Genomic DNA, 12,016 nt, shown 5'->3' with positions numbered 1-12,016 from the left:
GTGCCCCTTTGAGCGGAGGGGCACCCCACCCGGCCGACCGCTGTTCCGGGACCGGGGCAGGTCAGACGTTCGAACCGCTGCCGCCGCCCGAGGACACCTTGATGCCGCTGGTGATGGTGTCGATGATCGACTCCTTCTGGCCGACGTCGACGCCGAACCGGACCACGACGATCTGCTGGGCGTTCGCGGGCGACGGGAAGGCCAGCGACTCGACGTAGCCGTCGGCGCCCTTGCTGGTGATCGCCTTCCAGCGGACCAGGTACCCCTTCTGCCCGGCCACGGTGACCGCCTTGGAGGCCAGCACCTGGTGCGAGGTGATCGAGCCGTAGCCCTTGCCGTACGAGTCCTCGGCATTGGCCGAGATGTCCGCCTTGGCGACCGCCTCGGCGGTGGCCCCCTTGGCGCCCAGCAGCAGTGCGGGCGCCGAGTAGGCACCGCCGGCGGTGCAGGTCTGCGAGGTGTCGCCCGGGCACTTGTAGGAGTCGTCGGAGCTGACGTTGGCGCCGTACTGGATCGCCTGCCCGGTCCAGCCGTCCGGCACCGGGATGCTGATGGCGTTGGTCGAGTCCGACACCCTGCCGCCGCCCTTGACCTTCGGCGCCTCGGACTGGCCCGGCGACGGCGACGCGCCACCGTCGGTGCCACCGGAACCCGAGCTGCCGCCCGACCCGCCGAACGGGAAGCCCTGGCCGCCGTTCTGCCCCTCGGGACCGCCCTGGCCGAACCCGCCCTGGCCGCCCGAGCCCTGCTGCGAGGCCTGCTGGTTGCCGTTGTCGCTGCCGTTGCCGGTGAGCGCCCACGCGCCCACCCCGATGGCGGCGAGGACCGCCACGGCGACGCCGACGGCAATACCGGTACGCAGCCCGCGCTTGGCGGGAGCCGGCGGCGCCGGGTACCCCGGATAACCCGGGTACGCGGGGTAGGCCTCGCCGGCCGGGTACGCCGGGTAGGCCGGGGCCCCTTCGGCCGACTGCGCTCCGTCGGCCGGCTGCGCTCCGTCGGCCGGCGGCTGCGGCGGGGGACCCCAGTCGGCGGCCGACCCGGCGGGCCGGGTCTGCTCCGTCCAGGCCTTGCCGTCCCACCAGCGTTCGGTGGCCGGACCGTCACTTGTCTGCCCGGGATCGGGATACCACCCGGGGGGAGTCACCTGCGTCATGCCCCCAACCGTATGAGGCATCGGTGAAAGTCGGATGAGAGGATCCGGCAATGTTCGTACGAGGTGGGCCGGCACGCCTCATTCGAGTTGGAGCCGGACCGGTGGCACCGGTGCCGGCGGGGGCAGCCGCAGGCCGTTGCGCCCCGGGGTCAGGGAGCCCAGGATGCTCGGGTGACGGGCGCCGGTGGCGGTCGGGGCGGTGCCCACGAGGCCGTGCGCGGTGAGGAAGCCGAGGACCGCGAAGGCGTAGGCCTCCTTCGCCGCCGCCGGCAGACCGAGCTCGTCGGAGACGCGCACCGGGATCTCCGGCAGCAGGTCGCCGAGCATCCGCATCAGCACCGGGTTGCGGGTGCCGCCGCCCGACGCGACCACCTCCGTCGCCGCCACGCCCCGCACCGCGTCCGCCACCGTCCGGGCGGTCAGCCGGGTGAGGGTCGCCAGCGCGTCCTCGGCACGGATCCCGGCGGGCGCCCGCCAGTACCCCGCGTGGAACAGCTCCTTGCCGGTCGTCTTCGGCGCGGGCAGCGCGTAGTACGGCTCCGCCAGCAGCTCTTCGAGCAGCGCCTCGTGCGGACGGCCGCGCGCCGCCAGCGCCCCGTCCACGTCGTACGTCAGCCGCCCGCCGGTGAACTCCCGGACCGCCGCGTCCAGCAGCGCGCACCCGGGCCCGGTGTCGAAGGCCGTGCCGTCCGGCGCGGTCAGGTTCGCGATCCCGCCGAGGTTCAGCGCCACCGGCGTCCCCGGCCGGCCGCGCAGCCACAGCAGGTCGACCAGGCTCACCAGCGGGGCGCCCTGGCCCCCGGCCGCCACGTCCCGCGGCCGCAGGTCGGCGACGACCGGCAGCCCCGTCGCCTCCGCGATCCACGCCGGCTGCCCGAGCTGCAACGTGCCGTGCACCCGGCCGCCCTCCACCCAGTGGTAGACCGTCTGCCCGTGCGAGACCACCAGCTCGGCCCGCCCGCCGCACAGTTCGCGGTTGGCCCGGACCGCGGCCGCCGCGAACGCCTGGCCGATCCGGGTGTCCAGCAGACACACCCGCGCCAGCGGCACGGCGGCCGGCGGCAGCGCACCCGCGAGCGCCTCCCGCAGCTCCTCGTCGTACGGCGTGCTCACCATCCCCAGCGGCTTCAGCAGCAGCGTCCCGTCCAGCAGCCGCAGCTCGGCCGCCGCCGCGTCCACCGCGTCGTACGACGTCCCGGACATCAGGCCGATCACCAGCAATGTCCCAACCCGCCTTTCAACCCGCCTTCGTCCTCGGCGGCCCGAGCAGGGCGAGCACGCTGACCGCGCAGGTCGCCGCCGCGTAGTAGCCGGGAACGTCGAGGTTCCCGGTGCGTCGCACCGCCTCCGTGATGATGAGGCCCGCGCAGCCCGAGAACACGGCATTGGACAGGGCGTAGGCGAGTCCCAGGCCCGTGCAGCGGGCCCGCGCCGGGAACATCTCCGCCAGCATCGCGGGCCCCGGTCCGGCCATCAGCCCCACCACCGCACCCGCACCGCACAGGGCCGCCCCCTGCACGGCGGCCGGGGTCCCCGGGTCCTGGAGGAGGTGCAGCAGGGGCAGCGCCAGCAGCACCACGAGCCCGGCGCCGGTCAGCATCACCGGCCGCCGCCCCACCCGGTCGCTGAGCAGTCCCGCCGGCAGGATCGCCGCCGCGAACCCCAGGTTCGCCACCACGGTGGCCAGCAGCGCCTGCCGGAAGCCGGTGTGCAGCGCGGCCTGGAGGTACGAGGGCAGCACCACCAGGAAGGTGTACCCGGCCGCCGACCAGCCCATCACCCGGGCGGCGGCCAGTGCGATCGCCCCGGCCGGCACGCGCACCGTGTGCACGGCGCCCACGGCCGGCTCCCGGAACTCCGGTGTCTCGTCCAGCCCGATCCGCAGCCACAGCGCCAGCGCACCCAGCGGCATCGCCAGCAGGAACGGCAACCGCCAGCCCCAGGAAGCGAACTGAGCCGTCGTCAGGAGTACGGACAGCCCCACCGCCACACCCGCCCCGCCCAGCAGCCCCAGCGCCACGGTGAACGACTGCCACGCCCCGTACAGTCCCCGTCGTCCCGGCGGCGCGAACTCGGTCAGCATCGCCACCGCACCCCCGAACTCCCCGCCCGCCGACAGCCCCTGAACCACCCTCAGGAACGTCAGCAGCCAGGGCGCGAGCACACCCGCCTGCGCATACGTCGGCAGTACGCCGATCAGCGCCGTCGCGCCGGTCATCAGCGCCACCACCAGGATCAGCACCGGCCGCCGGCCGAGCCGGTCCGCCAGCCGGCCGAACAGGGCCGCGCCCAGCGGACGGAAGAAGAACGCCAGCCCGAACGAGGCGTAGGTGCGCACCAGCCCCTCGGCCGCGCTCCCGCCCGCCGGGGTGAAGAACCGCTCGGCGACCACGGTCGCCACATAGCCGTAGACACCGAACTCGTACCACTCGATGAAGTTCCCCACCGAGCCCGCCGCCAGCGCCCGGAGGGGCCGGTTCCGCTCCCGTACTGCCCGATCTTCGAAAGTCGGTTTCATGTCCCTGCCCGTTGACGGTCCGTTGGCTGTGCAGCGGCAGGTCGGAGCCGTCCGCGTCGCCCGGGCGCACCCACTTTCACCCGTCACGGCAACAGCTGCCCGGACCCGCCTCCGGACAGCCAACCGGACGGCTACGCTCGTGGTCTGTACGTCATTCGGGCGACTTGGGGAGGTAGCGGGATGACGGAGGAGCAGCCCCCGGGAGGCGCTTCGGCTCCCCTCTGGGAGCGCGAGGAGGAGATCGCCGCCATCACCGAGGCGCTCGACGTCCTCTGCGCCGACCGTTCCACCGCCGGGAACCTGCTGGTGCTGCGCGGCGAGGCCGGGCTCGGCAAGACCGCGCTGCTGGCCGAGACCCGCCGCATCGCCGAGCGCCGGGGCTGCACCGTCTGGTCCACCCGCGGCGTCGAGACCCTGCGCAGCGTGCCCTTCCACGTGGTACGGCAGTTACTCCAGCCCGCCCTGGTCTCCCTGCTGCCCGAGGAGGCCCGGGAGTACCTCGGCGACTGGTACGACATCGCCGGCCCCGCCCTCGGCATAACGGACCCCGGCGACCGCCAGGCCGACCCGCAGGGCGTCTGCGACGGCCTGGTCGCCGCCGTCCGCCGGCTCGCCAAACGCGACTGGCCGCTGGTCCTGCTGGTCGACGACGCCCACTGGGCCGACCAGGAGACCCTGGCCTGGCTCGCCGCCTTCGTCGAACGCCTGGACGACCTGTCCGTCCTGGTCCTGGTGGCCCGCCGCCCCGGCGAGGTCAGCGGCGACAGCGCCCGCTACCTCGACGCCGTGGCCGCCGCGGCCGGCCGCCCGGTCCGCACCGTCAGCGCCCTCACCCCGGACGCCACCGCCGGCCTCACCCGCGCCACCCTGGGCGAGCACGCCGACGCCCCGTTCTGCCGCGAGGTCTGGGCCGTCACCGGCGGCAACCCCTACGAGACCGTCGAACTCCTCGCCAAGGTCCAGGACAGCGAGGTGGAGCCCGTCGAGGCCCGGGCCGGCGAACTGCGCGCCCTCAACCGGTCGGCCAGGGGCGGCGGACTCGTCACCCGCCTCGAAGGCCTCGGCGTCGACGCCACCCGGTTCGCCTGGGCCGCCGCCATCCTCGGCACCGGCATCTCCGTCGGCCTGGTCGCCCAGCTCGCCAGCATGGCCGTGGACGACGCCGGGCGCTGCGCCGAACTGCTGCGCACCGCCCGCATCCTCACCGAGCCCGACCCGGCCGGCTCCCGGCCCCACACCGGTGACCTGGAGTTCGTCCACCCGCTGATCGCCACCGCCGTCTACAACTCCATCCCGCCCGCGATGTGCACCGCCATGCACGGCATCGCCGCCCAGATCGTCATCGACGACGGCCGCGGCATCGCCGAGGCCTCCCGCCATCTGCTGAAGGTGCACCCGGACGACGACGAGGAACTCGTCGAGCAGCTGCGCGACGCGGCCAAGGAGCACCTCGCCGTCGGCGCCCCGGACGCGGCCCGCCGCTGCCTCGAACGCGCCCTCCTCGAACCGCCCCTTCCCGAGGTCCACGCGCGCGTGCTCTACGAACTGGGCTGCGCCACCCTCCTCACCAAGCCCGCCGTCACCATCGGCCACCTGCAGAGCGCGCTCGGCATGCCCGGCCTCGCCGGACCCGAACGCGTCGACGCCGTCTTCCGGCTCTCCCAGGCCCTCCTCCACAACGACCAGCTGGAGGAGGCCGTCCGCACGGTCGAGGCGGAGGCCGCCCGGCACGAGGAGGGGCCCGCCAGACTCCGGCTCCAGGCCGTCCAGTTCATGTGGGAGGGCATCGCCGGCGAGGCCGTCTCCCCGCAGCGCTCCGAACGCCTCGCCGACCTCGCCGCCACCTGCACCGGCCGCGACAACTCCGAGCGCGCCCTGCTCATGCTGCGCGGCTTCGACCTCCTCATCCAGGGCGAGAACGCCGAGGAGGTCGTCGAGTTGTGCGACCGCGCCCTCGTCAACGGCCGGCTCGCGCCCGGCCTCGGCTGGACGGACACCGAGTGGGGCATCGAACTCCTGCTGATGCTCGCCAACGCCTACGTCTACACCGACCGCCTCGACCGCGCGGAGAGCCTGTACAACGAGGCCCTGCGCGCCTACGAGTCCTCCGGCTGGAGCGGCGGCCACCTCGCCCTCGCCCATGCCTACGTCGGCCTCGGCCACCGCAGGCGCGGCCGGCTGCGGGACGCGGAGACCTCCCTGCGGGAATCCCTGCGGATCGCCGAGCGGGTCGGCCGCCGGCTGCCCCTGTACTGGACCGCCACCTGCAACCTGATCGACACGCTGCTCGCCCGCGGCCATGTCCAGCAGGCCTGGGAGACCGCCGAACAGTACGGCTTCGCACCGCCGTACCCCTCCACCATCGTCATGCCGGACCCGAGGTCCGTGCGCGGCCGGCTCCTCCTCGCCGTCGGCCGCACGAAGGAGGCGGTCAACGAGCTGGAGGCGGCGGAGAAGGCGGCCGCCGCGCGCGGCCACTTCAACCCCGTGGTCGTGCCCTGGGCGCTCGACCTCGCCCGGGCCCTCGCGAACGAGGACCCGGCGCGGGCGGCGCAGCTGGCGAGCGACGCGCGACGGCAGGCCGAGCGGTTCGGCACGGACACGGCGATCGGCGAGGCGCTGCGCTGCGCCGCCGCGCTGGAGACCGGGCAGCGGCAGGTGCGGCTGGCCTCGCAGGCGGTGGCTTACCTGGAGGCGTCGCCCTGCCAGTACGAGCATGCGGCGGCCCGGGTGGAGTACGGGATCGCCGCGCGCTCGGTGGCCGAGCTGAACAGGGGGCTGGCGTTGGCCCGGTCCTGCGGGGCGGACGGGCTGGTCGCTCAGGCGCGGGAGGTTCTGGAGACCGGGCGGGGGCTGCGGTGACGGGTCAGCGCGCCGCAGGGAGCAAGAGGCACGGCTGAGCCTGCTCCGTGGCTGCGTCCGCACCGGCCGGCTCGATCCGGTAGAGGCGGGTCGGTGGCGTGCGGGTCACCGTCTGTGTCAGGAGGCCGTCCGTGAAGAGGGCTCCCACGCCGTCGTCCAGCGCCCACCCGGCGGGGAGCGCGCCGGTGGCCACGGCCGCCCGGTAGGAGGGGCGGCGGCCCGGTTCACTGTCGTAGTGCGGGCAGACCGAACCGGACAGCAGGCCCAGCCCGTCCGGCAGGGACGTCAGCGGTCCGAAGGAGTCGGTCTGCGAGCCTTCCGCCCAGCAGTTGGCTCCGGCGCTGATACCGCACAGCAGCGTGCCGCGATCGTAGGCCTCGCACATCAACCGGTCCACGCCGTGCGCACGCCAGACTGCCAGCAGGTTCGCGGTGTTGCCGCCCCCCACGTACACGACGTCCTGAGCGAGCAGGAACGTGCGCAACGCGGCATCATCGAGTTCCCTCCGGAACAGCGGCAGGACACTGGGCTCGCAGGCCCGTGACCGGAACGCGGCGAGAAACTGTTCCTGGTAGGCGGGGGCGTCGCCGCTGGCGGTGGGCACGAAGCACACCTTGGGCCGCGAAGCACGGGCGTGAGCGAGCACCCAGTCGTCCAGCAGGCCGTCGTCGTCGGTGGAGAAGCCGCCCCCGAGAAGAGCCAGACGACGCACAGGAACGGCAGTCACGGCGGAAGTGCCTCCTCAGGGCGTCACAGAGCAAGGAGCTGATCGGTGACCGCTGAGAGGCGTTTCTGTACGTCGCGGTCGTACGCCGCTTCGTGGGCCCGCGCGGTATTCGTGCCGTCGAAGTAACCGCCCGTTCCCAAGTCCCGCGTCGCCAGGGCCAGTACACCCGGAGCCCCGTCCGCCACCGTGCTCCAGGGTGCCACTCCGCCCTCGCGCACCATCGCGGTGTCCATGAAGGTCGCCGGGTGCAGGACGTTCACCGAGACTCCGGTGTCCGCCAACTCCTCCGCCAGGGCGAAGGTATGGGCCGCCAGGGCGAACTTGCTGCGGCGGTACGCCGCGAAGCCCTGGTAGCCGCGGGTGAATTCGGGGTCGTCGAAGTCGAGGGGCTCCTGGCCCGCCGAGCCGACGTTCACGATCCGGGCGGGGGTGTTCGCGCGCAGTGCCGGGAGGAGGGCGCGGGTGAGGGCCACCGGGGCCAGGTAGTTGACGGCGAGGCGCAGCTCGTGGCCGTCCGTGCTCAGTTCGCGGGCCGAGCCGGGTGCGCCGGCGCCGATGCCCGCGTTGTTGATCAGGACGTCCAGGCCGGGGTGCGCCTCGGCGACCCGCGCGCCCAGTTCGCGGGCCTGGGACAGCGAGGCCAGGTCCGCGACGAAGCCCGCCGCGTCGCCCTCGGTGCGCAGTTCCTCGACCAGCAGCTCGGTACGGCCCGGATCCCGGCCGTGGGCGAGGACGACGTGGCCCGAGCGGACCAGTTCGAAGGCGACGTACCGGCCGAGCCCGGAGGTGGCGCCGGTGATCAGAACAGTGGACATGCCTCCAGCCTAGGCAGGGGACGGCGCCGGGTGGGTGGTGCGGCTGGAGGTACGACCGGCAGGGTCACCCTTCTTCTTCCGCCAGCACCCGCTGCGCCGTCGCGAACGCCGAGTTCGCCGCCGGCACCCCGCAGTACACGGCCGTCTGCAGCAGCACCGCGCCGATCTCCTCCGGCGTCAGCCCGTTGCGCCGGGCGGCCCGCACATGCATGGCCAGCTCGTCGTAGTGGCCGTGGGCGACCAGCGCGGTGAGGGTGATCATGCTGCGTTCACGGCGGGAGAGGGTGGGGTCGGTCCAGATCTCGCCCCAGGCGTAGCGCGAGATGAAGTCCTGGAAGCGGGCCGTGAAGGGCGTCTGCCGGGCCTGGGCGCCGTCCACGTGCGCGTCGCCGAGTACTTCGCGGCGTACCGCCATCCCGCGCCTGGCGCCTCCGTCCAGGTGGGCGCGGAGCGCGGTGAGGACGGCCTCGGGGCACTGCGCGGGCGCCAGATGCGCGGCGCCCGGCAGCTCGACCAGCGTGGCCGACGGCACCGCGTCCGCGATCTCCCGCAGATGCGGCGGCGGGGTCGCCGGGTCCTGCCGGCCGGCGATCAGCAGGGTGCGGACGGCGATCTCACCGAGCCGGTCCCGCAGGTCGAAGGCGGCCAGCGCGTCGCAGCAGGCGGCGTACGCCTCCGGGTCGGCCGCCCGCTGGTCCTCGACCAGCCGGGGCACGGTGAACCCGGGGGTGAACCAGCGGCTGGGGGCGTTCTCCGCGAGCCACTCCACGCCCTCCCGGCGCACCCGTTCGGCCCGCTCCTCCCAGGGCCCGGACCCGCCGAAGTGGGCCGAGGAGCAGATCACCGCCAGGTTCTCCAGCCGGTCCGGGTGGTGGACGGCCAGGTGCAGCCCCACGGCACCGCCCAGCGACACCCCCGCGTACCCGAACCGCTCGATGCCGAGCGAGTCGGCGAGCGCGAGCACCAGGCCGGCCAGGTCACCGACGGTCGCTCCCGCCCTGATCAGGCCGGGTGCCGAACCGCCGTGCCCCGGCAGGTTCCAGCGCACCACCCGGTGCGCGGTGGACAGTTCGGGCGCCACGGCGTCCCACAGGGCGTACGAGGTGCCGAGCGACGGCCCGAGGAGCAGCGGGGGAGCCGAAGCGGGCCCCTCGGTGCGGTGGTTGAGGAGTTTCTCGGTCAACGTCGCTCCAGAGCACGGTCGGTGAGCACACCGGCGGAGCCGGTATAGCGGGCGGGATCGGTCAGGTCGTCGAGATCGACATCCTTCAAGCCGGGTTCCTCGGCGAGGAGTTCACGCAGCGTCCGGTGCTCGGTGCGGGTGCGGCGGGCCAGCTCGGTGAGCAGCTCCTTGGCGCGGGCCCGGCCGAGCACGGGGGCCAGCTCGGCGGAGAGCCGCTCCGAGACGATCAGCCCGCCTGTGAGGTCGAGGTTCCGGCGCATCGCCTCCGGGTGCGCCAACAGCCCCTCCGCCAGTTCCGCCGCGTCCCGCGCCGCACCCCCCACGGTCCGCAGCAGATCCCGCAACGGCTCCCACTCGGCGTGCCAGGCACCGGCCGGCCGCTCGTCCTCCGCGACCATCGAGCCGTACAGGACGGCCGCGAGCTGCGGGGCCCGCCGGGCGGCCGCCGCGATCAGCGTCGACCGGACGGGGTTGGCCTTGTGCGGCATCGCCGAGGAACCGCCCCCGCCGCCCTCGGAGACCTCGCCGATCTCGGTACGGGACAGGGTCAGCACATCCGCGGCGATCTTCCCCAGCGCCCCGGCCGTGAAGGCGAGGCACCCGGCGAGATCGGCGATCGGCGTCCGCAGCGTGTGCCAGGGCAACAGCGGGGCGGCCAGGCCGAGTTCGCGGGCGTACGCGGCCGGCAGCTGCTCGGCGTGCGCCGCGCCGTACACCCCGAAGGCGGCCAGCGTGCCCGCCGCGCCGCCGAGTTGGGCGGGCAGTGACTCCCGGACCCGGGTCACGCGGTCCCGGGCGTCCAGGACCAGCGAGCGCCAGCCGGCCGCCTTCAGCCCGAAGGCCGTCGGCACGGCGTGCTGGGTGAGTGTGCGGCCCGGCATCGGTGTACCGCGGTGCGCGGCGGCCTGCCGGGCCAGCGCCTGCCCGGTGCGGCCGAGGTCGGCGAGCACGAGGTCCAGGGCGCGGGCGGCGACCAGCATCGACGCCGTGTCCATGATGTCCTGGCTGGTCGCACCCCGGTGCACGTACGGCCCGTACTCCGCGCCGACCGCCTTCGTCAGATCGGCGACCAGCGGGATCACCGGGTTGCCACCGCCCCGTGCGCGCTCCGCGAGGGTGCCGACGTCGAATCGGCCGGGGTCGGCCGCCTCGGTCACGGCCGTCGCGGCCTCGGCCGGGGCCAGGCCCAGGGCGGCCTGGGCCCGGGTGAGGGCCGCCTCCGCGTCGAGCAGCGCCCGCAGGTACGCGCCGTCGCTCGTCGCGGCCGCGGCGGCGGAACCGGACCACCCGGGACCGAGCAGCCCTGCCGCACCGCCGCCGTACTCCACTGAACTCACTGGAACTCCAGGAAGACCGTCTCGCCCTCGCCCTGAAGGCGGATGTCGAAACGGTAGGTCCCACGGCCCTCGTCCGCGGCGATCAGCGTGTCGCGCCGCTCGCCCACCCGGGTGAGCAGCGGGTCGGCGGCGAGCGCCGCGTCGTCGCCCGGCAGGTAGACCCGGGTGAACAGGTGCACCAGCAGGCCGCGCGCGAACACGCACAGGCTCAGGTAGGGCGCGTTGCCGCCACGGGCGCCGGGCCGCAGCGTCCGCGTGTACCAGTGCCCGTCGGTGTCCGTCTGGATCCGGCCCCAGCCGGTGAACTCCACGCCGTTGCGGCCGAGGTAGTCACCGGTCGCCGGGTCCCGGCGGATCGAACCGTCGGTCGTGGACACGTTCCCGTCCGGGTCGGCGCCCCACACTTCCACGAGCGCGTCGGGCAGCGGGGTGCCCGCCCCGTCGTAGACGTACCCGTGGACCGTGATCGTGTCCGGGTGCCCGAGCGGCGCGATGTCCTCGCCGCCGCGGAACGGCAGCGCATAGCCGTAGAACGGGCCGACCGTGTGCGACGGGGTGGGCAGCACGCGCTCGGGGCTGCTCGTGTCGATCTTCGTCATGGCAGGTCAGCGTCCTTCTTCGAGCCAGGTGGCGGCGGGGCCGTCCAGCACGATGTCCCAGTGGTAGCCCATCGAGAACTCCGGTACGGACAGGCCGTGGTCGTAGGTCGCGACCAGGCGCTGCCGGGCCGCGTCGTCCGTCACCGACTGGATGATCGGGTCGTACGGGAACAGCGGGTCGCTCGGGAAGTACATCTGCGTCACCAGCCGCTGCGTGAACGCCGAACCGAACATCGAGAAGTGGATGTGCGCCGGACGCCAGGCGTTGAGGTGGTTGCGCCAGGGGTAGGGGCCCGGCTGGATCGTGGTGAAGTGGTAGCCGCCGTCGGCGTCGGTGATCGTACGGCCGACACCCGTGAAGTTGGGGTCCAGCGGGGCGTCGTGCTGCTCGCGCTGGTGTGCGTAGCGGCCCGCCGAGTTGGCCTGCCAGATCTCGATCAGCTGCCCCCGCACCGGCCGCCCGTCCCGGTCGAGGAGCCGCCCGGACACGGTGATCCGCTCCCCGACCGGCTCACCGCTGTGCTGCCGGGTCAGATCATTGTCTATCCCGGTGATGTCCCGCTCCCCGAACGCGGGGGAGTGAAGCTCCACCAGCTCCGGGTCCTTGGCCGTGTCGATGGCGACCAGGGGCTGTTTCGGATGCCGGAGCACGGAGGACCGGTAAGGGGCGTAGTCACGGCGGGGGTGATGCTCGACGGGGCCGCCTCCGGCCACGCGCTTCTCATAGGCGGCGTGCTCGGCAGCGATTTCGACGTCGATATCAGCTTGGGTGAGTGTCATGAGAAGTCCTAGGTGAAGCGCCCTGCTTTTAGGGGCGCG

The 12,016-nt window shown here is 73.9% G+C and carries 10 protein-coding genes; 1 reads left to right on the top strand and 9 read right to left on the bottom strand.

Annotation, left to right across the window (positions count from 1 at the left end; genetic code table 11):
• Nucleotides 1-61: 61 nt before the first annotated feature.
• The 3 genes from ACWGKQ_RS17225 to ACWGKQ_RS17215 all read right to left on the bottom strand — a co-directional run bounded on the left by ACWGKQ_RS17225 (nt 62) and on the right by ACWGKQ_RS17215 (nt 3,674).
• The gene (locus tag ACWGKQ_RS17225) at nt 62-1,156 is read right to left on the bottom strand and encodes a DUF2510 domain-containing protein (protein ID WP_453292742.1); all 1,095 of its coding nucleotides are present in this window, start codon (nt 1,154-1,156) and stop codon (nt 62-64) included.
• A gap of 78 nt (nt 1,157-1,234) precedes the next feature.
• Nucleotides 1,235-2,377, bottom strand: a complete 1,143-nt coding sequence (locus tag ACWGKQ_RS17220) for an anhydro-N-acetylmuramic acid kinase (RefSeq protein WP_453292741.1) — start codon at nt 2,375-2,377, stop codon at nt 1,235-1,237.
• A gap of 16 nt (nt 2,378-2,393) precedes the next feature.
• Nucleotides 2,394-3,674, bottom strand: coding sequence for an MFS transporter (locus tag ACWGKQ_RS17215; protein WP_453292740.1), 1,281 nt, complete (start codon nt 3,672-3,674; stop codon nt 2,394-2,396).
• A gap of 180 nt (nt 3,675-3,854) precedes the next feature.
• Here ACWGKQ_RS17215 and ACWGKQ_RS17210 point away from each other — a divergent pair, with 180 nt between their 5' ends.
• Nucleotides 3,855-6,536 (top strand): ATP-binding protein, encoded by a 2,682-nt coding sequence (locus tag ACWGKQ_RS17210; protein WP_453292739.1) that lies wholly within the window; start codon nt 3,855-3,857, stop codon nt 6,534-6,536.
• Nucleotides 6,537-6,540: 4 nt separating this feature from the next.
• Here the strand turns inward: ACWGKQ_RS17210 and ACWGKQ_RS17205 are convergent, their stop codons facing one another.
• From ACWGKQ_RS17205 to pcaH, 6 genes are all read right to left on the bottom strand, one after another.
• Nucleotides 6,541-7,263: a Type 1 glutamine amidotransferase-like domain-containing protein gene (locus tag ACWGKQ_RS17205; RefSeq protein WP_453292738.1), complete on the bottom strand. Its 723-nt coding sequence runs from the start codon at nt 7,261-7,263 to the stop codon at nt 6,541-6,543.
• Nucleotides 7,264-7,286: 23 nt separating this feature from the next.
• On the bottom strand, nt 7,287-8,078 hold the full coding sequence (locus tag ACWGKQ_RS17200; RefSeq protein WP_453292737.1) for an SDR family NAD(P)-dependent oxidoreductase: 792 nt from the start codon (nt 8,076-8,078) through the stop codon (nt 7,287-7,289).
• A 64-nt stretch (nt 8,079-8,142) separates the two neighbouring features.
• Nucleotides 8,143-9,261 (bottom strand): bifunctional 3-oxoadipate enol-lactonase/4-carboxymuconolactone decarboxylase PcaDC, encoded by a 1,119-nt coding sequence (pcaDC, locus tag ACWGKQ_RS17195; protein WP_453292736.1) that lies wholly within the window; start codon nt 9,259-9,261, stop codon nt 8,143-8,145.
• Nucleotides 9,258-10,589, bottom strand: a complete 1,332-nt coding sequence (gene pcaB, locus ACWGKQ_RS17190; protein ID WP_453292750.1) for a 3-carboxy-cis,cis-muconate cycloisomerase — start codon at nt 10,587-10,589, stop codon at nt 9,258-9,260. Before pcaB ends, pcaDC begins: the two co-directional genes overlap by 4 nt.
• Before the next feature lie 5 nt (nt 10,590-10,594).
• Entirely contained in the window at nt 10,595-11,197 is a 603-nt protein-coding gene (gene pcaG / locus ACWGKQ_RS17185; RefSeq protein ID WP_453292735.1) for a protocatechuate 3,4-dioxygenase subunit alpha, read from the bottom strand.
• Nucleotides 11,198-11,203: 6 nt separating this feature from the next.
• The gene (gene pcaH, locus ACWGKQ_RS17180) at nt 11,204-11,977 is read right to left on the bottom strand and encodes a protocatechuate 3,4-dioxygenase subunit beta (protein ID WP_453292734.1); all 774 of its coding nucleotides are present in this window, start codon (nt 11,975-11,977) and stop codon (nt 11,204-11,206) included.
• Between the last annotated feature and the right edge of the window lie 39 nt (nt 11,978-12,016).

It is taken from the genome of Streptomyces sp. NPDC054770, from assembly GCF_053611985.1.
This window is presented reverse-complemented; position numbering and strand designations above follow the sequence as displayed.